We start from the raw sequence: 20,784 nt of genomic DNA on the forward strand, positions 1-20,784 counted from the left end.
CCTGCACGGCTATGCACGCCTTTGCGCGCCACCGCGAAGGCCGTGAGGGTGTTGAGCGACAGACGTCCGTCCACAGGGTTATCCACCGCTGGCTGTGCAACTTTCTGCGCATCAAGGCCGAGGGCTATCGGTGAAGCGGTATGATGACGGTCTTCATCGACCCTGTTTCGAGAGCCCTGCAATGAGCACCGCCAAAGCCCAGATTGTCATCACCTATTGCACCCAGTGCCAGTGGTTGCTGCGCGCGGCCTGGCTGGCCCAGGAACTGTTGAGCACCTTCGGCGATGATCTGGGGCGGGTGTGCCTGGAGCCGGGCACAGGCGGCATTTTTCGCATCACCTGTGATGAGGTGCAGATCTGGGAGCGCAAGCTGGACGGCGGTTTTCCCGAGGCCAAGGTGCTCAAGCAGCGGGTGCGCGATTGCATCGACCCCGAGCGCGACCTGGGGCATAACGACCGCCCGGCTCAGTGAGTGGAAGCGGCCTGGTCGGCAGGCTTGAGCCCCGACAGCAGAATGGCGGCGATGATCAACGCGCCACCGGCCAGCATGCGCAGTGTTGGCGCTTCGGCAAACACCAGCCAGGCCAGGGCAATGCCATAGACCGGCTCCATGGCGAACACCACGGCGGCAATGCGGGCCTTGACCACCGCCAGGCTGGCGACAAACAGGCTATGGGCGAGCCCTGTGCAGATCACCCCGAGCAGCGCCAGCCACAGCCAGTCGATGGCGCGCAGGCTGTGCAATTGGGGCACCGCGAACGGCACCAGGCACAGCATCACCACCAGGTTCTGGCACAGCGCCGCCTGCACGGGCGGTACATGCGCCGCACTGGCCCGGTTGGTCAGCGACAGCAACGCGAAGGTCAGCCCGGAAAAGACGCCCCATAACAGACCGCCGGTGGCCTGGCTGGCCAGGTCGAAGGTCGGGGTCACCAGCACCAGCCCGGCGCTGACCAGCCCCACCAGCATGATTTCCCGGCGGTGGATCTTCTCTTTGAACAGCAAGCCTTCGAGCACCACGGTAAAGGCTGGAAAGGTGGCAAACCCCAGGGTAGCGATGGCCACGCCGGCAGTCTTGATGGCCATGAAAAAGGCCACCCAGTGCACGCACAGCAGGACGCCGGACAGCAGCATCTGCCACCGGTGACGGCGTTGCAGTGGTTGCCAGCCGGTGCGCTGGAGCAGTGTGATGAAGGCCCCCAGTGCCAGGACGGCAAAGGCTGCGCGAGCGAAAACGATGACGACCGGCGTGGTGGCTGCCAGTTTGCCGAGCACACCGGCCATACCGACCAGGATGGCGCCCAGGTGCAGGGCGCCCAATGCGGTGCGTGGAGTCATGGTTATCCTTGAAGAGGGGGGCGGGCAAAGTCTACACCGTGGGCGCGCCGGTCGGCTGTCATGCTAACGCCACGGCGATGTCACATGCGCTTCACTGCGCGCAGGCACGCTGGGCAAAACCCCTCGGAGGTTGCCCATGAGCAGCGCTCAGTTCGCCAGGCCCAGCCGCAAGCAACACGTGCGTACCCTATGGATTTCCGATGTGCACCTGGGCACCCGCGATTGCCAGGCCGAGCACTTGTCGGCGTTTCTCAAGGGCTATCAGGCCGACAGAATCTACCTGGTCGGCGACATCATCGACGGCTGGAAGCTGCGCAGCGGCATGTACTGGCCCCAGGCGCACACCAACGTGATCCGCCGCCTGCTGACCATGAGCAAGCGCGGCACCGAGGTGATCTACATCACCGGCAACCACGATGAGTTCCTGCGCCGTTATTCCAGGCTGGTGCTGGGCAATATCAAGCTGCTCGACGAAGCCGTGCACACCACCGCCGATGGTCGACGCCTGCTGGTGATTCATGGTGACCAGTTCGATGTCATTACCCGCTATCACCGCTGGCTGGCGTTTCTCGGCGACTCGGCCTACGAGTTCACCCTGACCCTGAACCGCTGGCTCAACCATTGGCGCGCCCGCTATGGCCATGGTTACTGGTCGTTGTCGGCTTACCTCAAGCACAAGGTCAAGGGTGCGGTGAACTTCATCAGCGACTTTGAACAGGCCATTGCCCATGAATGCGTCAAGCGCGGGCTCGACGGCGTGGTGTGCGGGCACATCCACCACGCCGAGATCCGCCAGATGGGCGAGGTGGAGTACCTCAATTGCGGGGACTGGGTGGAGTCGTGCACAGCGCTGATCGAGCATCTGGACGGCAGCATCGAGCTGTATCGTCTGGCGGACGCGCAGATGCTGCAGAAGCAGCAGGCCCAGGAGGCGGTGCCCGTCTAGAACGGCACCCGCCCCAGCAGCATGTCGCGAAACATCACGAAATCGCCCATCAGGCTGTACAGCGGATGCTGGAACGTCGCCGGGCGATTGCGTTCGAACAGGTAATGCCCGGCCCAGGCAAAACCGTAGCCTGCCAACGGCACCAGCCACAGCAGTTGCCAGCGGCCACTGCCAACACCAAACGCCAGCAGGAAGATCACCAGGCTGGTGCCGACAAAGTGCAGGCGCCGACAGGTGCTGTTGCGGTGTTCTTCGAGGTAATACGGATAAAACTGGGCGAAGTTCGCGAAATGCCTGACGTGTTCCATGGTGTGCGTCCTCAGGTCGGTCTTTCGCCAGTCTAGCCGCGGCCGGGCCGCCACGTCATCAGTGTCGCCAGAAGGCCGGTACGCACAGCACCAGGATGGTGATGATTTCCAGCCGGCCCAGCAGCATGCCCCCCGACAGGATCCATTTGGCGGCATCCGGCAGGCTGGCGAAGTTGCCGGCCGGCCCGATCACCTCGCCCAGGCCCGGCCCCACACCCGACACGGTGCTGGCCGCGCCGGTCAGGGCGGTCATCCAGTCCAGGCCCAGCAGCGACAACAGCAGGGCGATGACGCAGATGGTGATGGTGAAAAAGAACGAGAAGGTCAGGATCGAACGCACGATCTCGTCGTCGAGGCGATGACCGTTGTAGCGCTGCTTGATCACCGCCCGTGGGTGAATCAGCTGATTGAGGTTGGCCTTGAGCAGGATGTAGGCCACCTGGAAGCGGAAAATCTTCACCCCCCCGGCAGTGGAGCCCGAACAGCCGCCGATGAAGCCCAGGTAGAAGAACAGCATCAGCGAGAAGTTACCCCACAGGCTGTAGTCGCCCAGGGCAAAGCCGGTGGTGGTGACCACCGAGGTGACGTTCAGCGCCACATGGCGCAGGGCATCGAGCCAGGGCAGGTCAGTGGTCAGGCCGTACCACAGGGTCATCACCGCCCAGGTTACCAGCAGCAGGCCGAGCATGCCCTGCACCTGTTCGTCACGGATCAAGGCCTTGCGATTGCCGCGCAAGGTCGCGACGTAGAGGGTGAACGGCAGGCTGCCGAGGATCATCACCACGATCGCCACCCAGTGCACCGCCGGCTGCGGCCACTTGGCCAGTGACAGGTCCGAGGTCGAGAAACCGCCGGTCGAGATGGCCGACATTGCATGGTTGATGGCGTCGAACAGGCTCATGCCCGCCCACCAGAACCCCAGGCTGCCCAGCACGGTAAAGCCCACATACGCGAGGATGATGTACTTGGCCACCATGTGCGAGCGCGGCATGACCTTTTCCGAGCGGTCCGATGATTCGGTCTGGAACAGGCGCATGCCACCGATGCGCAGCAGCGGCAGGATCGCCACCGCCATGCCGATAAAGCCGATGCCGCCCAGCCAGTGCAGCATCGAACGCCAGATCAGGATGCCCGGCGACATGCTGTCTAGGTGGTTGAGCACGGTGGAGCCGGTGGCGGTAATGCCCGACATGCTTTCGAAGAACGAGTCGGTGTAGCTGATGTGCTGGGTCAGCAGGAAGGGCAGCGCGGCAAAGATGCACACCACGATCCAGCTGCTCACGGTCAGCATGTACATGTCGCGCGGGCGCAGGTGCACATGTTCCGGGCGCCCCGGCAGCACCAGGGCGAGCCCTGCGATAAACGTGATGGCGCTGGCCCAGAGGAACGAGCGCAGGTCTTCGAGGCGGTCGTAGATCACCAGGGTCGCCATGGGCACGATCATCGAGATCGCCAGGGTGATCAGGAAGATGCCGATGATGAAACCGATGATGCGTAGGGTCGGCAACGCCATGAAACTGCTCGGGCTGAGGAAGAGAGGGCGCCATTCTACCTGCGCGCCGTGGCATGTAAACCTGTAGCTCAAGCGTAGCGCCTGATGCAGGTTGCGCTCGTTATTGCGGGCAGGCCTGGCCTAGAATGCCCGACGACTTTTCAAGGAGATGCGCCCATGCAGGCCCTCGACGTTTTACTCAACCGTGTTTCAGTCCCGCGCCTGGTCGAACCGGCCCCGGATGCGGCCCAGCGCGAGATTCTGTTTGGCGCCGCCTTGCGCGCGCCAGACCATGGTTTTCTCAAGCCCTATCGTTTCCTGACCGTCGAAGGCGAGTCGCGTGAACGGCTGGGCGAGTTGCTGGCCCAGGCGTTGCTGGAGCAGGACAGCGCCCCGGACGCGGCGAAACTGGACAAGGCCCGCCAGGGCCCGCTGCGTGCGCCGTTGGTCGTGGTGGTGATTGCCTGCTTGCAGGATCACCCGAAGGTGCCGCGCTCGGAGCAGCGCCTGACCGCTGCCTGCGCAGCCCACGGTGTCTTGCTGGCCACTTACGCGCTGGGGCTGGGCGGGGTGTGGCGCACCGGTGAATTGTCCTACGCCGCCAGCGTGGCCCAAGGGCTGGGGTTGGGCGAAGGTGAAGAAGTGCTGGGCTTCCTGTACCTGGGCACCCCGCTGAACCCGCCACGGGTGGCCGCCCGTGAAGACATCGGCGGGTTTGTCAGCGCCTGGTAAGGCTGCATGCTCTTATAAGAAATAAATTATTGATTTAATTGAATATTAAATTCATGTCCTGTAGGAGCGCGCTCTGCCCGCGACCGGCTGCGCAGCAGTCGTAAAATTTCAGCGTTTAATAGATTTCTGCGAGCGCTTCGCACTCGGTCGCCGTGGTCCGGCATTCCGGCAAGCGGGCTCCTACAGGTGTGAATTTATAGCCAATAAAATCAATAAGTTACTTTGTGTTTGATGAGCGCGCGCCTACCTGGCATTCAGGTCATTGCATGGGGTGGCTTCACGCCAGGGTAATAACCGGCACCCGCGGCAGTTCGATCACGGCCAGGAATCCGCCCTCGGGGTGGTTGCTCAGGGTCAGGCTGCCGCCGTGGCGTTCGGCGGCGCGGCGGGCGATGGCCAGGCCCAGGCCGTGGCCGGCGCTGCTCTGGCCCGGGGCGCGGTAGAACGGCTCGCCCAGTTGCGCCAGATGCTCGGGCGCCGCCCCCGGACCGTGGTCGCGCACGCTGATACGAACGCGTTCTTCGAGCCGGGCGGCCTGCACCTCCACGGGCTGTTCGGGCGGGCTGAAGCGCCGGGCGTTGCGCAACAGGTTGTCGACGGCGCGTTCGATCATGTCCGGCCAGCCTTCCACACTCAGCGCGCTTTCCACTTGCAGGGTGATGCCCGGTTCCTGGCCGTCGAGCAGAGCGTCGTTGCGGATCCGTTGCAACAGTTCGTTGAGGTCCACCGGTTCCGCCTTGGCCATGTCGGCGTCCAGCCGCGCCAAGGCAAGGATTTCACTGATCAGTGCTTCGAGCCGGTCGCATTCGCGGTCCAGGCGCGGCCACAGTTTTTCGCGCTCCTCGGGCGTGGCGCGCCCGGCCAGGGCCAGGGCGATGCGCAGGCGGGCCAGGGGCGAACGCAACTCATGCGACACATCGCGCAGCAACTGGCGCTGGCTGCCGATCAGGCTTTGCAAGCGCGCGCCCATGCGGTTGAAGTCCGTCGCCAGCACGCCGAATTCATCGCGGCGGTTGGCCAGTTGCGCCAGGCTGTGCTGCTGGTAGCTGGCCTGGCCCAGGTCATGCACCGCGCCGCGCAGGCGGTTGAGCGGGCGGGTGATCGACAGGGTGACGAACAGGCTGAACAGGGTCAGCACCACCAGGGCAATGCCCAGCGCGCTGAGCGGCCACATCAGGCTCTGGCGATGCCACTCTTCGACTTCCGGGTGAGGAATGCGGTAGATCAGCAGGTAGGTCTCGCCGCTGCTTTCACTGGTGTATTCAGTGGTCAGGCGCCGCCAGGGCAGGGGCCGTGAGTCGTCGCCCTGGCGCGCTTCATAGGCCGCCGCGCGCGGCGGGAAGGTGCCGGGCACCACCGGCTCGCCGCTGCTGTTGAGCACCTGCACATCGATGCGATACTTGCGCTTGAGGGTCTGCAAAAACTCCTGCGCGGCGTCCGGTCCTTGCTCCTCGAAGCGGCTGGCCCATTTCTGCGGCAACTCGTTGAGCACCGGATGGCGGCTGAGGATCCAGGCATCCTGGTTAAGCATGTGCCCGAGCAGGACCGACAGGCCCGCGACCAGGGCGATGGCCAGCCAGAAGCTGGCCAGGATTCGCCAGAACAATGAACGCACGGTGTGACCTCACAGCAACGGAAAAAACCCGACATGCAGGCATGTCGGGTCGGGGAGTGTAGCGATTACTGCGCCTTTTTGGCCTTTTCCGCTTTCCAGGCCTGGAATTCGGCCCACTCGGCGCGACGTTCTTCGCGCTTTTTCTTGTCGGCGTCGAATTCCTTCTGCTGCTCGGGCTTGAGCAGGGCGCGGATGGCGCTGTCGGTCTTGTCGCGGCTGGCCTGCATCTCGTCCTGCATGGCCTTCTGGTCGGCGGCCGGCAGCTTGGCCAGGAAGCGTTTGTTGATCTCTTTGCGTTCATGGGCCTGCTCGCCCATCAGCTTGCCGATCTGCTGGCGCTGTTCGCGGCTCAGGTCCAGGTCGGCGAACGGGCCGCCGCGGTGTTTGCCAGGGCCTTGCTCCTGGTGGTAGCGCGGGCCGTCGTGCTCAGGACCATCGGCCGGTGCAGGTGGCGCGGCCATGGCCAGGGCTGGCAGGGTCGCGGCGAACATCAAAGCGGTCAGGGTCTTGCGCATGGTGGATCTCCTTGTTTCTGGTGCGGCTTGTTTGCCGTTGGTGCCCAGTTTAGGGAGATCAAGGTCAAGCGCGGTCAAGGCTGCGTAAAGCTTCTGTAAAGCCCGTACAACACATGCAGGACCGGCTTCAGCCGGGAATGCAGTCGCTGCCATGCTTGCTGTTTGCGCCGTTCGCGGATAAATCCGCTTTTACAGGCTGTAGTAGTAACCCCGGCTGCGCAGCGCGACGATGCGCGGGCGACCGTCGGGGTGGGGGCCGATTTTCTTGCGCAGGTTGCTGACATGCATGTCCAGGCTGCGATCGTAGAGGGTCAGCTTGCGGCCCAGGGCCAGTTGCGCCAGTTCCTGCTTGTCCAGGGGCTCGCCGGGCTGGCTCAGCAAGGCCTCGAGCAGGCGGCTTTCGGAGACGGTCAGGGTCATTTCCTGTTCGTCGATGATCACCACGCCCCGCGCGGCACTGAAACTCAGGTCGCCCAGTTCCAGCTGACTGGTGGCGGTGGCCGGGTGGCTGCGGCGCAGCACGGCGCGCAGGCGGGCGGTCAGCTCGCGCGGGTCGCACGGCTTGGCCAGGTAATCGTCGGCGCCCAGCTCCAGGCCCAGGATGCGGTCCAGGGGTTCGCCGCGGGCCGACAGCATCAGCACCGGCAGGTCGGGGTGTTCGGTGCGCAGTTGCTTGAGCAATTCAAGGCCACTGCCGTCGGGCAGCATCACGTCCAGCACCACGGCATCAGGCGCCGCCTCGGCCAGTGCCTTGCGGGCACTCTGGCCGTCGTGGCAGGCGCGGATCTGAAAACCTTCCTGAGACAGCCAACTGCCCAGCAGCTCGCACAGCTCCTGGTCATCATCAATCAATAACAGTTCGCTCATGACTCACTCGATAAGACCTGGAGGGTTGCAGAGAAGCCGCCGTGCCGTCAGGGCAGGACCTGGCGAAACGGCTTGACCACTACCTGGGCATAGACACCGGCTTCGACGAAAGGGTCGGCCTTGGCCCAGGTTTCGGCCGCCGACAGGGAATCGAACTCGGCTACGATCAGGCTGCCGCTGAAGCCGGCCGGGCCCGGGTCGTTGCTGTCGATGGCCGGATGAGGACCGGCCAGGACCAGGCGACCGGCGTCCTTGAGGGCATTGAGGCGTTCCAGGTGGGCAGGGCGCACGCTCAGGCGTTTTTCCAGGGAATCGGCGGTGTCGGTGGCAATAATGGCGTAGAGCATGTCAGTCCTTGGTCTTGGTGGTCGATTGGGGGGTGTCGCTCAGGTAGCGGGCCAGGTACAGGCCTTGCAGGACCATGAAGATCAGGGTCATGGCCAGGCTGCCGAAAACCTTGAAGTCGACCCAGAATTGCTCGTAGGTAAAGGCCACGTACAGGTTGGCCGCGCCGCTGAACAGAAAGAATATGACCCAGGAAATGTTCAGGCGTGTCCACACCGCTGCCGGCAGGGTCAGGGCGTGGCCCATCGCACGTTGCACCAGCGGCTTGTCGCCGATGAAGTGGCTGCCGGCAAAAGCCAGGGCAAACAGCCAGTTGACCGCCGGGGCTTTCCACTTGAGGATGGCTTCACTGTGGAAGGTCAGGGTCAGGCTGCCGAAGACGATGCACGCGATCAGGGTCAGCCACTGGCTCTTTTCCAGCTTGCGCTGCTTGATGTACAGGATGCCGTAGACCACGACGGAACTGGCGATCAGCACTTTGGTCGCACTGAATATACCCCCCAGCATGAAGCTGTGACCCAGGATATCGACGGCGTGAGGTTCGATCTTGTAGACGATGAAGAACAGAATCAGCGGGATGAAGTCGATGAGTTGTTTCACAATGGCAGCCAGACGCGGGATGTGGCGGCATAATAACAAACATCAAAGACCGCGAAAGCCATCCAATGAATGTTGACCTGCATTGCCACAGCACCGCTTCCGACGGGGCCCTCGCGCCTTCGGCGGTGGTGGCCCGAGCCTACGAGAACGGCGTGCGCGTCCTGGCCCTGACCGACCATGACACTGTCGAAGGCCTGCCCGAAGCCCGGGCTGCAGCCCAGGCATTGGGCATGCAACTGATCAACGGCGTCGAACTGTCCTGCGTGTGGAATGGCTCGACCATCCATATATTGGGGTACGGGTTCGCCCTCGATGCCCCGGTGCTGGCCGAAGCCATCGCCAGCCTGCACAAGGGCCGCTGGCTGCGTGCCGAAGAAATCAGCCGCAAGCTGGCGCTCAAGGGCATGCCCGGTGCGCTGGAGGGGGCCCGCGCCGTGCAGCAGGCACTGGGCGACAGCGGCAATGCGCCGGCCCGGCCGCACTTTGCCGACTTTCTGGTCAATGCCGGCTTCGTCAAGGACCGTGGCGAAGCCTTTCGCAAGTGGCTGGGCGCCGGCAAGCTGGGCGACGTCAAGCAACACTGGCCTACCCTTGAGGAAACCGTAGGCACCTTGCGTGACTCCGGCGCCTGGATCAGCCTGGCACACCCTATGCATTATGATTTCACACGCAGCAAGCGGCGCCGGTTGGTCACCGACTTCATCAGGGCCGGCGGCCATGCCATCGAAGCGGTCAATGGCATGCAGTCGGCCGATCAGGTCGGCAGCCTCTCGATACTGGCCCGCGAGTTCGGCCTGCTGGTCAGCGCCGGCAGTGATTTCCATGGCCCCGGCCACTGGTCGGAGATCGGCATTTATCGGCCGCTGCCCGAGGATTTGCCGCCGTTGTGGAGCAAATTCAGACATGAACCCGCTATTACCGCCGTTTGAACAGGACATAACCGTGAGTCAATTTTTCCAGGTGCACCCGGAGAACCCGCAACCACGTCTGATCAAGCAGGCCGTGGAGATCATCAAGGCCGGCGGGCTGGTGGTGTACCCGACCGATTCGTCGTACGCACTGGGTTGCCAGATCGGCGACAAGGGCGCCATCGAGCGCATTCGTCGCCTGCGCAAGCTCGACGACAAGCACAATTTCACCCTGATGTGCTGCGATCTGTCGCAACTGGGGCTGTTCGCCAAGGTCGACACCGGCGCCTTTCGCGCCCTCAAGGCGCATACGCCGGGGCCTTACACCTTCATCCTCAACGCCACGCGCGAAGTGCCGCGCCTGCTGCTGCACGCCAAGCGCCGCACCATCGGCCTGCGCGTGCCGGGCCACCCGATTGCCCAGGCCTTGCTGGCGCAACTGGGCGAGCCGCTGATGAGCGTGAGCCTGATCATGCCGGGCGATACCTTGCCACTGAGCGACCCCGAGGAGATGCGTGACATTCTCGAGCACCACGTCGACCTGATCATCGACGGCGGCATCGGCGGCGTTGATGCCTCCACAGTCATCAGCCTCGCCGAAGGCGATCCGCAGATCATTCGCGTGGGCTGTGGCGACCCGACCCCGTTTGGTGAACCGGCCTGATGACCGCCGCTGAAAGCCCGGACGCCACCGGGCAGCAACCGGCGCGGGTCTACGGCCAGCCGTTCGGCCAGCTGCCGCTGGATCTGTACATCCCGCCGGATGCCCTGGAAGTGTTTCTTGAAGCCTTCGAGGGGCCACTGGACCTGTTGTTGTACCTGATCCGCAAGCAGAACATCGATATTCTCGACATCCCGGTCGCGGAAATCACTCGCCAGTACATGGGTTATGTCGAGCTGATGAAAAACGTGCGCCTGGAGCTGGCCGCCGAGTACCTGGTGATGGCGGCCATGCTGGCCGAGATCAAGTCGCGCATGCTGTTGCCGCGTTCCCAGGAGATCGAGACCGAGGAAGACGACCCGCGTGCCGAACTGATCCGTCGCTTGCAGGAGTACGAGCGTTTCAAGAGCGCCGCCGAGGGCCTCGACCGTTTGAACCGGGTGGGCCGCGACACCTATGTGCCGCGCCTGGAGGCCCCTGAGGCCAAGGCCCGCAAGCTGCTGCCGGACGTCAGTATCGAAGAGCTGCTGATGTCGATGGCCGAGGTGCTGCGCCGCGCCGACATGTTCGAAAGCCACCAGGTCAGCCGCGAAACCCTGTCGACCCGCGAGCGCATGAGCGATGTGCTCGAACGCCTCAAAGGCGGCGGCTTCGTGCCGTTCATCGAGCTGTACGGCGCCGATGAAGGCCGTCTGGGCGTGGTCGTGACCTTCATGGCTGTCTTGGAGCTGGTCAAGGAATCGCTGGTCGAGCTGGTGCAGAACGAACCCTTTGCCGCCATCCATGTGCGTGCCCGAGCCCAATAGAGCAAGAACCCCATGAACCTCAATGAACCTCGCGACCTGGCGCCATTGCTGGAAGCCTTTCTGTTGGCCAGTGGCAAGCCGCAACCGCTGGAGCGCCTCTACGAGCTGTTCGAGGAGGCCGAGCGGCCTGGCCCCTCGGTGTTCAAGAAAGCCCTGCAAGTGCTGGCCAAGTCGTGTGAAGGCCGTGCTTTCGAACTCAAGGAAGTCGCCACGGGTTATCGCTTGCAGATTCGTGAACGCTACGCGCCCTGGGTCGGCAGGCTGTGGGAAGAGCGTCCGCAGCGCTATTCGCGGGCCATGCTGGAAACCCTGGCGCTGATCGCCTACCGCCAGCCCATCACCCGGGGTGAAATCGAAGACGTGCGCGGGGTGACGGTCAACAGCCAGATCGTCAAGACCCTGCTGGAGCGCGAGTGGATCCGGGTGGTCGGTTACCGCGACGTGCCGGGCCGGCCGGCGATGTTTGCCACCACCAAAGGGTTTCTCGATCACTTCAACCTCAAGGGGCTTGAGGACTTGCCGCCGCTGGCGGACATCCGCGAGCTGGAGCCCGAGCCGTTGTTTGACCCTGAGGACGCGCCGGTGCCGGCACACCTGCAAGCCCTGGCCGACGCCAGCCTGGACGAGGACGGCGAACCCGAGGCGCCAGCTACGGAAACCAGCTTCCGCAGCCTGCTGGTGGAGCTCGACAGCATGGAAGAAGGGCTGAAGATCGACTTCGACGATTTGCTGCCAGCGGAACCGGCAGACGATGCCGGTGACGAATACAAGGACGACGAACTGCACTGATCGACCCGGATGATCCTGCCGCACGCTGTAACGCTGAAGCCCTGGTAGGAACGCGCTTGCCGCAATGCCGGACGACCGCGACAGAGTACGTTCGCAGTCGTAAATTTGTGGCGTTTCCGAGATTTTGCGAGCGCTGCGCACTCGGTCGCGGGTAAACGCGCTCCTACCGGGTCCATGTTTGAGGCGCGACAGCGCGGTGTCAGTGACACAGGATGATCTCCTACTCACCGGCGAATTCGATAGTCAGTGAAATCAGCAAGTCAATGTGTGTCTGAAGAGCGTGGCCCAGGCTGCGAACAGTCGTTTTGAATGAGCCCCTACCATGAGTTCGAGCAAAAGCCCCTGCACCGGCCTGTGCAAGTTCACCGATGACATCTGCCTGGGCTGTGGCCGCAGCAAGAAGGAAATCAAGGCCTGGAAAAAGCTCGACAAGGACGAACGGCGCGAGGTCATCGACGCCAGCAAACAGCGCCTGGCCGGGCTCAAGGCCTCCGGTCGGCGGAAAAAGAAATGAGCGGTGATGCGCAACCGCACACAAGCGCGTATGATTCGCGCCCCTCTGGCTGTTCATCAAGCCATGATTCTTGAATTGCGCTCGGGCACGGCACACACTGCCTGCCGGGCAACAGGTCTTTCCGGTCCTCGGTGAGCCCTGATTCGACACACCGGGAGGTGCCCAGATGAGTGAAATAGAAGTTAAAGACGACCAGGCCGAGAAACCTGCAGGCGAAAAACTGCAAAAGGTCCTGGCACGTATTGGTGTCGGTTCGCGTCGCGATGTCGAGGCCTGGATCGGCCAGGGCCGGATCAAGGTCAATGGCGCAGTCGCCAGCCTCGGCCAGCGTGTCGACCTGTTCGATGCCATCAGCGTCGACGGCCAGGTGGTCAAGCGCGAAGAATCGCGCGAGAACGTGCGCCGGGTCATCATGTACAACAAGCCGGACGGCGAGATCTGCACCCGCGACGACCCTGAAGGCCGTCCGACCGTGTTCGACCGCCTGCCGCGCCCGAAAGAAGGCCGCTGGGTCAACATTGGCCGCCTGGACATCAACACCACAGGCTTGCTGATGTTCACCACCGACGGTGAACTGGCCAACCGCCTGATGCACCCGTCCTACGAGATGGACCGCGAATACGCAGTGCGTGTGCGTGGCGAAGTCGACGACGACATGCTGCTGCGCCTCAAGAATGGCGTGATCCTCGAAGACGGTCCGGCCCGCTTCACCGACATCAAGAAAGCCCCCGGTGGCGAAGGCTTCAACCACTGGTATCACTGCGTGGTAATGGAAGGCCGCAACCGCGAAGTACGCCGCCTGTGGGAATCGCAAGGCCTGGTGGTCAGCCGCCTCAAGCGTGTGCGTTACGGGCCGGTGTTCCTCAACTCCGACCTGCCGATGGGCCGCTGGCGCGAAATGAGCCAGCAGGAAGTCGACATCCTCGCCGCTGAAGTGGGCCTGACGCCAGTGGCCATGCCGGTGCTCAATGCCAAGAGCCGTGAAAAGCTCGAGCGCCTGCAGCGCCAGTCGTCGCGCCCGTTGGGCAAGGGCGAGCGCGTGCGTAACGTGCGTCCGCCAGTGGACAGTGGTGAGCGTGCCGAACGTGCTCCGCGCCAGCCAGCCGGCGAAGAGCGTAGCCGTCCGGCCACGCGCGGCAGCAGCGACAAGCCGCGCATCGGCGACAAGCCGGCCCGCAGCCCGCGTACGCCTGAGCGTGAACGCGTCAGCACTGTGGCCGAACGCCCGAGCGAAATGCGCAAGGACGTGCGTCCCCGTCCGGGCAGCCCGGATGGCAAGCCAGGCGGAAAACCCGCCGGCAAGCGTGGCGGTGCCGACGCCCCGCGCCGCGGTCCAGGCCGCAAGCCGCAGTGATGACTGCCTGAACAAACGCCGGTCTCGACCGGCGTTTGTTTTTGCACGGTCTGTAGGAGCGACCAACGGTCGCGAATGCCGCGTCACACACGCAGCAGGGTTCAATTGCATCGAACAGGTAGCTTTTCATGAGTGCAACCGACTCACCGCCAGGCGAGCTGAAACGCGGGCTGAAGAACCGCCATATCCAGTTGATCGCCCTGGGCGGCGCCATTGGCACCGGACTGTTCCTGGGCTCGGCCGGGGTACTGAAGTCGGCCGGCCCCTCGATGATCCTGGGCTATGCGCTGTGTGGTTTCATTGCCTTTTTGATCATGCGCCAGCTGGGCGAGATGATTGTCGAGGAACCGGTGGCCGGTTCGTTCAGCCACTTCGCCCACCGTTACTGGGGCGGCTTTGCCGGCTTTCTGTCGGGCTGGAACTGCTGGCTGCTGTACATCCTGGTGGGCATGTCGGAGCTGACCGCCGTCGGTAAATACGTGCATTACTGGTGGCCGGACATTCCGACCTGGGTCACCGCCGCCGCCTTCTTCCTGCTGATCAATGCCATCAACCTGACCAACGTCAAGGTATTCGGCGAGACCGAGTTCTGGTTCGCGATCATCAAAGTGGTGGCGATCATCGGCATGATTGCCCTGGGCAGCTACCTGCTGGTCAGTGGCAAGGGCGGCCCGCAGGCCTCGGTCAGCAACCTGTGGGCGCATGGCGGTTTCTTTCCGCATGGCGTGGGTGGTCTGGTGATGGCCCTGGCATTCATCATGTTTTCCTTCGGTGGCCTGGAAATGCTCGGCTTCACCGCTGCCGAGGCCGAACAGCCCAGGACCGTGATCCCCAAGGCGATCAACCAGGTCATCTACCGCATCCTGATTTTCTATATCGGCGCGCTGGTGGTGTTGCTGTCGCTGACGCCCTGGGACAGCCTGCTCATGACCCTGAATGCTTCGGGCGATGCCTACAGCGGCAGTCCCTTCGTCCAGGTGTTCTCCATGCTGGGCAGTGACACGGCCGCGCACATCCTCAATTTCGTGGTATTGACCGCTGCCTTGTCGGTGTACAACAGCGGCACCTACTGCAACAGCCGCATGCTGGTCGGCATGGCCGAGCAGGGTGACGCCCCGCGTGCCCTGGCGCGCATTGACCGACGTGGCGTGCCGGTGCGGGCGATTCTGGTCTCGGCGGCGGTCACGCTGGTGGCGGTGTTGCTCAACTACCTGATGCCGGGCAAGGCGCTGGAACTGTTGATGTCGCTGGTGGTGGCCACCCTGGTGATCAACTGGGCGATGATCAGTTACTCGCACCTCAAGTTTCGCCAGCACCTGCGTCGCAGTGGGCAGGTCCCGGCCTTCAAGGCCTTGTGGTACCCGTTTGGCAATTACCTGTGCCTGGCATTTGTCGGCGTGATCCTGGTCATCATGCTGATGATTCCGGGCATTCGCCTTTCGGTGTTCGCCATTCCGGTATGGTTGCTGGCAATGGCGCTGTTCTACTGGCTCAAGACCCGTCGCAAGGCCTGAATATGCTGATCATCTCCAGTAACGTGCACGTACCGGATGGCGAAATCGAGTGGAGCGCCATTCGCGCTCAGGGCGCCGGCGGGCAGAACGTCAACAAGGTGTCGAGCGCGATGCACTTGCGCTTCGACATCCAGGCCTCTTCGTTGCCGCCGTTCTACAAGGAGCGCCTGCTGGCGCTGAGCGACAGCCGTATCACCAGTGACGGGGTGATCGTAATCAAGGCCCAGCAATACCGCACTCAGGAGCAGAACCGTGCCGATGCCTTGCTGCGCCTGACCGAGCTGATCATCAATGCCACCAAGGTCGAGAAGAAGCGTCGACCGACCAAGCCGACTTTCGGTTCGCAGAAGCGTCGTCTGGAGTCCAAGACCAAGCGTGGTTCGATCAAGGCGGGGCGCGGCAAGATCGATTATTGAATGCCTGGTGTCCGGCTGCGCCTGTATAGCCAGACACTCAGTGCCAGTCCGCCCAGCGAAGCGGCGGCGGCGAACAGAAAGATCGACACAAAGCCGAAGCCTGCCGCCACCGCGCCCGCCAGTGGCCCGGTAATGCCCAGCGACAGATCGATGAACAGCGAGTAGGCGCCCACCGCCGCACCGCGGCTGGAGGCCGGCACCAGGTTCACCGCCTCGACCCCCAGCGCCGGAAACACCAGCGAGAAACCAAAGCCGGTCAGCGCCGCGCCGACCAGTGCCCACTCCGGCGTCTGTGCCAGCCACAGCAGCAACAGCCCCAGGGTCTCGACGCCCAGGCAGACGATCGCCACGCGAAAGCCCCCCAGGCGGTTGATGAAGTTGCCGAACAGCAAGCGGGCAATGATGAAGCAGCCGCCGAACAGGCTCAGGCACAAGGCCGCATTGGGCCAGTGATTGCTGGCGTAGTACAGGGTGATGAAGGTGGCAATGGTGCCAAAGCCGATCGAGCCCAGCGCCAGGCCCATGCCGTGTGGGAAGACGCGTCCCAGTACGTGCATGAATGGCAGGCGCTCGCCGACAACGATGGGCACCGGTGCGCGTTTCCAGGCCAGCAGCTGACCAACCACGCCCAGCAGGATAATGCCGATGCCCATGCTGGCCAGGCCGAAGGTGCCCACCAGCCAGAACCCCAGTGGCGCACCGACGGCCAGGGCGCCATAGCTGGCGATGCCGTTCCAGGAAATCACCTTGGCGGTGTGCTGCGCGCCGACCCGGCCGATGCCCCAGCCAATTGCGCCCGAACCCACCAGGCTTTCCGCGCTGCCCAGCAGCACTCGACCCAGCAGCAGGCTGATCAGGCTGGCCATGGGCCAACCCTGCAACAGCACCGCCAGCAGCATGAATACGCCGCTCAAGCCACAGCCGAGCAAACCGTATTGCACCGATTTCTTGCAGCCCAGGTTGTCGATCACCTTGCTGGCCCAGGGCCGGCTGAGCAGCGTGGCCAGATACTGCACGCTGATCACCAGCCCGGCCGTGACCGCACCGAAGCCCAGGTCGCTGTGCACGTAACCGGGCAGTACAGCCAGCGGAATACCGATGTTCAGGTAGCCGATAAAGGTGAACAGCACCACAGACACGACCTGCCGGGTGACCTGCATCTGGGTGGGGGTCGAGGTTTTTTCGAATGAGGTCATCAGAAGGGCGCCAGAACATTAGCAAGCTTACGATCGGCGTTCATCATAGCGGGTGATGCGCGGTACAGGTAATGCACCATCGTTTTGTGTAAATGCACCCGCACGCTGGGCTGGCCGGGCGGCGATCCGCTTCAACCGGGAAGCAGGCGCTGGCCAATCCCCATATCAGCTATTGGCAGCCGTCAGCAAATGCGTGGTCACCAGCGCGGCCAGGGCGTTTTCCTGGGTGCCGAAGCGTGCCAGCAGTGCCTCCTGCTTTTCCGGGGTCAGACGGGTCCAGAGGTCGATCATTTTTTCTGCGGTGCCGATCAACACGTCGGCTTGTTCAGGCTTGAAATCATTCATGAGGGCACTTCTTTGGCGGCGGGCCTGATGCGCGAACACCAAGGCATGACAGGCGTATGGAAAACAGTGCAGACCGTTTTCGATACGCCTGTGGTTGGCCCTTTTGCGTCGTTCAGTCTTCGCTCAAGGCCTGTTGGCTGTCTTCAGCCGGGGTTGTCGCTTTGATATCAGCCGCATGTCCGAGCTCTTGTCGAGCCAGAACGGACTGCGAAGGTTCCTGGGGGCCTGTGAAGGGGAAGTTGGGTATTTCGTGCATCGTCATCACTCCTCTCAAGGGGGTTGCAGGTTGAACCGTGCTTGAATAAAGCGGCGTCAGGATAACGCAGTGAAGATGACAATCAGACTTTTAATTTTCCCTTGATGCAACAAAAGCGGTTTTTAACGGTCGCTCATGGCCTTGGGCGCCAACCCTTATTTGCGCCCCGAAGCATGCTGGGCAAGCGCTTCGGTGCGGGCTGCGAGAATGAAGTCGTTGCTGTGCAGGCCGTTGATCGCATGCGTCCACCAGGTGACAGTGACCCGGCCCCACTCGGTGAGCAGGGCCGGGTGGTGGTCCTGTTCTTCGGCCAGGGCGCCCACCGTGTTGGTAAACGCCAGTGCGCTGGCAAAATCCTTGAAGGCGTAGGCCTTTTCCAGTTGTTTGACGCCGTCGCGGGTTTCGAGATGCCAGTCGGGCAGTTGCGCCAGCAAGGCTGGCAGGTCCTTGTCATCCACAGGCCGGGCATTGGCGTGGCAGGGTTGGCAGGTTTGCTGGTGCAGGTCGGTCATGGTGGCAGTCCTGGGCAAGAAGACGATGATTACACCATAGCGCACGCCAGACCCTTGTCGCTGCCAGACAAAAGCGCCTCGCCGGGCAGGCCCGGGAGGCGTTTTCTTGTTGTTGTCTGCAGGCCGGCTACAGGTCAGCTGTTGCCGCAGCCATTGGCCATGACCTGATAGCGCATTACATGCCGTTGCCCATGGGAGTCTTCATAAGTCATGCGCGCTGGCACGACCCCACAGACATTCGGCGTCGGGCTGATGGAGATGACCCGCGAAATATCCGGGTGCGAATCGTAGGTGTAGGTTTCGACGGTATCGACGGCAACGGGGTCGGTCTGGTTGACTGTTTCGGTCGAGGCTTGATCAGCCAGTACCTGCAGGCTGAAACCGCAAAGTGCCAAAACCCAGAGTGAGCGTTTCATGTAGGGACCTTTATCGAGTGCGAGAGAGGCCGCATCGATCCGTGTCCGGATCGATGGGTTCAGCCTGTCTGCGTGGGGGGTTGCCGGTTGGCGAGGTCCATTCTAGGGAGGTGGCAATCCGGGATACAGGTGCCAGACTGATAAGCGTTTTTGGCAAAACTGCAACAATGCTGCAAATGTCCCTGGCCTGGCGCTGTTACGGTGCGCGGGGTGTACGGTAAGACCATCGTCGAATGGCCCCACACTCTGTGGCGGGATAAAACACAGGTATACAACAACAACTATTCACCGAGGTAACCAAGATGAGTGCAGCTTCCCTGTACCCCGTGCGCCCAGAAGTTGCGGCCAATACGTTGACCGACGAGGCCACCTACAAGGCCATGTACCAGCAATCGGTGGTCAACCCCGATGGCTTCTGGCGCGAACAGGCCAAGCGCCTCGACTGGATCAAGCCCTTCACCCACGTCAAGCAGACCTCCTTCGATGACCACCGCGTCGACATCAAATGGTTTGCCGACGGCACCCTCAACGTGGCCTACAACTGCCTGGACCGTCATCTGGAAGAGCGCGGCGACAGCATCGCGATCATCTGGGAGGGCGACGATCCGTCCGAGCATCGCGAAATCACTTACCGCGAATTGCACGCCGAAGTCTGCAAGTTCGCCAACGCCCTGCGTGGCCAGGACGTGCACCGCGGTGATGTGGTGACCATCTACATGCCGATGATCCCCGAAGCCGTGGTGGCCATGCTGGCCTGCGCCCGTATCGGCGCGATCCACTCGGTGGTGTTCGGCGGCTTCTCGCCCGAGGCCCTGGCCGGGCGCATCATCGATTGCAGCTCCAAGGTGGTGATCACCGCCGACGAGGGCCTGCGCGGGGGCAAGAAGACGCCGCTGAAGGCCAACGTCGACCGCGCCCTGACCAACCCGGAAACCAGCAGCGTGCAGAAGGTCATAGTCTGCAAGCGCACCGGCGGCGAGATCGAGTGGAACCGCCACCGCGACATCTGGTACCACGCGTTGCTGGAAGTGGCGTCGAGCACCTGTGCGCCCAAAGAGATGGGCGCCGAAGAATCGCTGTTCATCCTCTACACCTCCGGTTCCACCGGCAAGCCCAAGGGCGTATTGCATACCACTGCCGGCTACCTGCTGTATGCCGCGCTGACCCACGAGCGCGTGTTCGACTACAAGCCCGGCGAAGTCTACTGGTGCACCGCCGACGTCGGCTGGGTCACCGGCCACAGCTACATCGTCTATGGTCCGCTGGCCAATGGCGCGACCACCTTGCTGTTCGAAGGCGTGCCGAACTACCCGGACATCACCCGCGTGTCGAAGATCGTCGACAAGCACAAGGTCAACATTCTCTACACCGCGCCGACCGCCATTCGCGCGATGATGGCCGAAGGCACCAAATCGGTCGAAGGCGCCGACGGCTCCAGCCTGCGCCTGCTGGGCTCGGTGGGCGAGCCGATCAACCCCGAGGCCTGGGGCTGGTACTACGACACCGTGGGCAAGCAGAATTGCCCGATCGTCGACACCTGGTGGCAGACCGAGACCGGCGGCATCCTGATCAGCCCGCTGCCAGGCGCCACCGCGCTCAAGCCAGGCTCGGCGACCCGGCCGTTCTTTGGCGTGATTCCGGCGCTGGTCGACAACCTGGGCAACCTGATCGAAGGTGCCGCCGAGGGCAACCTGGTGATCCTCGACTCCTGGCCGGGCCAGTCGCGCACCCTGTACGGCGACCATGACCGCTTCGTCGACACCTACTTCAAGACCTTTCGTGGCATGTACTTCACCGGTGACGGCGCGCGCCGCGACGAGGACGGCTACTACTGGATCACCGGTCGCGTCGACGACGTGCTCAACGTTTCCGGGCATCGCATGGGCACTGCCGAGATCGAAAGCGCCATGGTCGCGCACCCGAAAGTCGCCGAGGCGGCAGTGGTCGGTGTGCCGCACGACCTGAAGGGGCAGGGCATCTATGTGTATGTGACGCTCAACTCCGGTGAGGTGCCGGACGAAGCGTTGCGCATCGAGCTGCGTAACTGGGTGCGCAAGGAAATCGGCCCGATCGCGTCTCCGGATGTGATCCAGTGGGCGCCTGGCCTGCCCAAGACCCGTTCGGGCAAGATCATGCGTCGTATCCTGCGCAAGATCGCCACCGGCGAATACGACGCACTGGGTGATATTTCCACATTGGCTGATCCGGGTGTGGTGCAGCACCTGATCGATACTCACAAGACCATGAAAGTGGCTTGAGGCTTGCTGGTCTGATCACGCCCCGTCCGGCCTTGCCGTACGGGGCGTTTTTCATGGGCTTGATGATAAAGGTCGATGGAG

24 protein-coding genes are annotated in these 20,784 nt (G+C 63.0%); 12 read left to right on the top strand and 12 right to left on the bottom strand.

Annotated elements, in window-relative coordinates; translation table 11 throughout:
- The first annotated feature begins 181 nt into the window (after positions 1-181).
- Positions 182-472, top strand: coding sequence for a SelT/SelW/SelH family protein (locus ASF84_RS11780; protein ID WP_056838474.1), 291 nt, complete (start codon positions 182-184; stop codon positions 470-472).
- On the opposite strand, the gene ASF84_RS11785 is transcribed toward ASF84_RS11780, so the two are convergent.
- Positions 466-1,338 (bottom strand): DMT family transporter, encoded by an 873-nt coding sequence (locus tag ASF84_RS11785; RefSeq protein ID WP_056838476.1) that lies wholly within the window; start codon positions 1,336-1,338, stop codon positions 466-468. The genes ASF84_RS11780 and ASF84_RS11785 overlap by 7 nt on opposite strands.
- A gap of 136 nt (positions 1,339-1,474) precedes the next feature.
- Between ASF84_RS11785 and ASF84_RS11790 the strand changes: the two genes are divergently transcribed.
- Entirely contained in the window at positions 1,475-2,284 is an 810-nt protein-coding gene (locus ASF84_RS11790) for a UDP-2,3-diacylglucosamine diphosphatase (RefSeq protein WP_056838477.1), read from the top strand.
- Here the strand turns inward: ASF84_RS11790 and ASF84_RS11795 are convergent.
- A complete protein-coding gene (locus ASF84_RS11795; protein ID WP_056838479.1) occupies positions 2,281-2,592 on the bottom strand; it encodes a DUF962 domain-containing protein in 312 nt (103 codons plus the stop codon). The genes ASF84_RS11790 and ASF84_RS11795 overlap by 4 nt on opposite strands.
- A 58-nt stretch (positions 2,593-2,650) precedes the next feature.
- A complete protein-coding gene (locus ASF84_RS11800) occupies positions 2,651-4,105 on the bottom strand; it encodes a TrkH family potassium uptake protein (protein WP_056838481.1) in 1,455 nt (484 codons plus the stop codon).
- 156 nt (positions 4,106-4,261) lie between these two features.
- Here ASF84_RS11800 and ASF84_RS11805 point away from each other — a divergent pair, with 156 nt between their 5' ends.
- A complete protein-coding gene (locus ASF84_RS11805; RefSeq protein ID WP_056838483.1) occupies positions 4,262-4,816 on the top strand; it encodes a nitroreductase family protein in 555 nt (184 codons plus the stop codon).
- Positions 4,817-5,093: 277 nt separating this feature from the next.
- Here ASF84_RS11805 and ASF84_RS11810 read toward each other — a convergent pair whose 3' ends face one another.
- From ASF84_RS11810 to ASF84_RS11830, 5 genes are all read right to left on the bottom strand, one after another.
- On the bottom strand, positions 5,094-6,431 hold the full coding sequence (locus ASF84_RS11810) for a sensor histidine kinase (protein WP_056838485.1): 1,338 nt from the start codon (positions 6,429-6,431) through the stop codon (positions 5,094-5,096).
- 65 nt (positions 6,432-6,496) lie between these two features.
- Complete coding sequence (locus ASF84_RS11815) at positions 6,497-6,946, bottom strand: Spy/CpxP family protein refolding chaperone (protein WP_056838486.1); 450 nt, start codon at positions 6,944-6,946, stop codon at positions 6,497-6,499.
- A gap of 189 nt (positions 6,947-7,135) precedes the next feature.
- Positions 7,136-7,813, bottom strand: a complete 678-nt coding sequence (locus ASF84_RS11820) for a response regulator transcription factor (protein WP_056838489.1) — start codon at positions 7,811-7,813, stop codon at positions 7,136-7,138.
- A 47-nt stretch (positions 7,814-7,860) separates the two neighbouring features.
- Positions 7,861-8,160 (bottom strand): YciI family protein, encoded by a 300-nt coding sequence (locus tag ASF84_RS11825; protein WP_056838490.1) that lies wholly within the window; start codon positions 8,158-8,160, stop codon positions 7,861-7,863.
- 1 nt (position 8,161) lies between these two features.
- Positions 8,162-8,758 (bottom strand): septation protein A, encoded by a 597-nt coding sequence (locus tag ASF84_RS11830; RefSeq protein WP_056838492.1) that lies wholly within the window; start codon positions 8,756-8,758, stop codon positions 8,162-8,164.
- Positions 8,759-8,823: 65 nt separating this feature from the next.
- On the opposite strand from ASF84_RS11830, the gene ASF84_RS11835 reads away from it, so the two are divergent.
- The 8 genes from ASF84_RS11835 to arfB all read left to right on the top strand — a co-directional run bounded on the left by ASF84_RS11835 (position 8,824) and on the right by arfB (position 15,720).
- The gene (locus tag ASF84_RS11835) at positions 8,824-9,687 is read left to right on the top strand and encodes a PHP domain-containing protein (RefSeq protein WP_056838493.1); all 864 of its coding nucleotides are present in this window, start codon (positions 8,824-8,826) and stop codon (positions 9,685-9,687) included.
- Between the two features lie 13 nt (positions 9,688-9,700).
- Complete coding sequence (locus ASF84_RS11840; RefSeq protein ID WP_056838495.1) at positions 9,701-10,330, top strand: L-threonylcarbamoyladenylate synthase; 630 nt, start codon at positions 9,701-9,703, stop codon at positions 10,328-10,330.
- A 104-nt stretch (positions 10,331-10,434) separates the two neighbouring features.
- Positions 10,435-11,133 carry a segregation and condensation protein A gene (locus ASF84_RS11845; protein WP_161959162.1) on the top strand — a complete coding sequence of 233 codons (699 nt, stop codon included), beginning with the start codon at positions 10,435-10,437 and terminating at the stop codon, positions 11,131-11,133.
- Positions 11,134-11,145: 12 nt separating this feature from the next.
- Positions 11,146-11,922, top strand: a complete 777-nt coding sequence (gene scpB, locus ASF84_RS11850; RefSeq protein WP_056838498.1) for an SMC-Scp complex subunit ScpB — start codon at positions 11,146-11,148, stop codon at positions 11,920-11,922.
- A gap of 322 nt (positions 11,923-12,244) precedes the next feature.
- Entirely contained in the window at positions 12,245-12,436 is a 192-nt protein-coding gene (locus ASF84_RS11855; RefSeq protein ID WP_056838501.1) for a DUF1289 domain-containing protein, read from the top strand.
- Positions 12,437-12,602: 166 nt separating this feature from the next.
- Positions 12,603-13,790, top strand: coding sequence for a 23S rRNA pseudouridine(2605) synthase RluB (gene rluB / locus ASF84_RS11860; protein WP_056838503.1), 1,188 nt, complete (start codon positions 12,603-12,605; stop codon positions 13,788-13,790).
- A 128-nt stretch (positions 13,791-13,918) separates the two neighbouring features.
- Positions 13,919-15,304 carry an amino acid permease gene (locus ASF84_RS11865; protein WP_056838504.1) on the top strand — a complete coding sequence of 462 codons (1,386 nt, stop codon included), beginning with the start codon at positions 13,919-13,921 and terminating at the stop codon, positions 15,302-15,304.
- A 2-nt stretch (positions 15,305-15,306) separates the two neighbouring features.
- On the top strand, positions 15,307-15,720 hold the full coding sequence (gene arfB / locus ASF84_RS11870; protein WP_056838506.1) for an alternative ribosome rescue aminoacyl-tRNA hydrolase ArfB: 414 nt from the start codon (positions 15,307-15,309) through the stop codon (positions 15,718-15,720).
- Here arfB and ASF84_RS11875 read toward each other — a convergent pair.
- The 4 genes from ASF84_RS11875 to ASF84_RS11890 form a co-directional block, all read right to left on the bottom strand.
- The gene (locus ASF84_RS11875) at positions 15,714-16,916 is read right to left on the bottom strand and encodes an MFS transporter (RefSeq protein WP_056838508.1); all 1,203 of its coding nucleotides are present in this window, start codon (positions 16,914-16,916) and stop codon (positions 15,714-15,716) included. The two genes, arfB and ASF84_RS11875, sit on opposite strands and share 7 nt — an antisense overlap.
- Positions 16,917-17,081: 165 nt before the next feature.
- Positions 17,082-17,261, bottom strand: coding sequence for a hypothetical protein (locus ASF84_RS11880; protein WP_056838510.1), 180 nt, complete (start codon positions 17,259-17,261; stop codon positions 17,082-17,084).
- Between the two features lie 411 nt (positions 17,262-17,672).
- Complete coding sequence (locus tag ASF84_RS11885) at positions 17,673-18,029, bottom strand: 4a-hydroxytetrahydrobiopterin dehydratase (RefSeq protein ID WP_056838512.1); 357 nt, start codon at positions 18,027-18,029, stop codon at positions 17,673-17,675.
- A gap of 134 nt (positions 18,030-18,163) precedes the next feature.
- A complete protein-coding gene (locus ASF84_RS11890) occupies positions 18,164-18,445 on the bottom strand; it encodes a DUF2790 domain-containing protein (protein ID WP_056838514.1) in 282 nt (93 codons plus the stop codon).
- A 302-nt stretch (positions 18,446-18,747) separates the two neighbouring features.
- Between ASF84_RS11890 and acs the strand changes: the two genes are divergently transcribed.
- Complete coding sequence (acs, locus tag ASF84_RS11895; protein ID WP_056838516.1) at positions 18,748-20,703, top strand: acetate--CoA ligase; 1,956 nt, start codon at positions 18,748-18,750, stop codon at positions 20,701-20,703.
- Positions 20,704-20,784: the final 81 nt, after the last annotated feature.

The organism is Pseudomonas sp. Leaf127, from assembly GCF_001423155.1.
GTDB lineage: Bacteria > Pseudomonadota > Gammaproteobacteria > Pseudomonadales > Pseudomonadaceae > Aquipseudomonas > Aquipseudomonas ovata.

Coding starts and splice junctions, on each gene's coding strand:
- ASF84_RS11780 (WP_056838474.1), top strand. CDS start 182: ATGAGCACCGCCAAAGCCCAGATTGTCATCACCTATTGCACCCAGTGC.
- ASF84_RS11785 (WP_056838476.1), bottom strand. CDS start 1,338: ATGACTCCACGCACCGCATTGGGCGCCCTGCACCTGGGCGCCATCCTG.
- ASF84_RS11790 (WP_056838477.1), top strand. CDS start 1,475: ATGAGCAGCGCTCAGTTCGCCAGGCCCAGCCGCAAGCAACACGTGCGT.
- ASF84_RS11795 (WP_056838479.1), bottom strand. CDS start 2,592: ATGGAACACGTCAGGCATTTCGCGAACTTCGCCCAGTTTTATCCGTAT.
- ASF84_RS11800 (WP_056838481.1), bottom strand. CDS start 4,105: ATGGCGTTGCCGACCCTACGCATCATCGGTTTCATCATCGGCATCTTC.
- ASF84_RS11805 (WP_056838483.1), top strand. CDS start 4,262: ATGCAGGCCCTCGACGTTTTACTCAACCGTGTTTCAGTCCCGCGCCTG.
- ASF84_RS11815 (WP_056838486.1), bottom strand. CDS start 6,946: ATGCGCAAGACCCTGACCGCTTTGATGTTCGCCGCGACCCTGCCAGCC.
- ASF84_RS11820 (WP_056838489.1), bottom strand. CDS start 7,813: ATGAGCGAACTGTTATTGATTGATGATGACCAGGAGCTGTGCGAGCTG.
- ASF84_RS11825 (WP_056838490.1), bottom strand. CDS start 8,160: ATGCTCTACGCCATTATTGCCACCGACACCGCCGATTCCCTGGAAAAA.
- ASF84_RS11835 (WP_056838493.1), top strand. CDS start 8,824: ATGAATGTTGACCTGCATTGCCACAGCACCGCTTCCGACGGGGCCCTC.
- scpB (WP_056838498.1), top strand. CDS start 11,146: ATGAACCTCAATGAACCTCGCGACCTGGCGCCATTGCTGGAAGCCTTT.
- ASF84_RS11855 (WP_056838501.1), top strand. CDS start 12,245: ATGAGTTCGAGCAAAAGCCCCTGCACCGGCCTGTGCAAGTTCACCGAT.
- rluB (WP_056838503.1), top strand. CDS start 12,603: ATGAGTGAAATAGAAGTTAAAGACGACCAGGCCGAGAAACCTGCAGGC.
- ASF84_RS11865 (WP_056838504.1), top strand. CDS start 13,919: ATGAGTGCAACCGACTCACCGCCAGGCGAGCTGAAACGCGGGCTGAAG.
- arfB (WP_056838506.1), top strand. CDS start 15,307: ATGCTGATCATCTCCAGTAACGTGCACGTACCGGATGGCGAAATCGAG.
- ASF84_RS11875 (WP_056838508.1), bottom strand. CDS start 16,916: ATGACCTCATTCGAAAAAACCTCGACCCCCACCCAGATGCAGGTCACC.
- ASF84_RS11880 (WP_056838510.1), bottom strand. CDS start 17,261: ATGAATGATTTCAAGCCTGAACAAGCCGACGTGTTGATCGGCACCGCA.
- ASF84_RS11885 (WP_056838512.1), bottom strand. CDS start 18,029: ATGACCGACCTGCACCAGCAAACCTGCCAACCCTGCCACGCCAATGCC.
- ASF84_RS11890 (WP_056838514.1), bottom strand. CDS start 18,445: ATGAAACGCTCACTCTGGGTTTTGGCACTTTGCGGTTTCAGCCTGCAG.
- acs (WP_056838516.1), top strand. CDS start 18,748: ATGAGTGCAGCTTCCCTGTACCCCGTGCGCCCAGAAGTTGCGGCCAAT.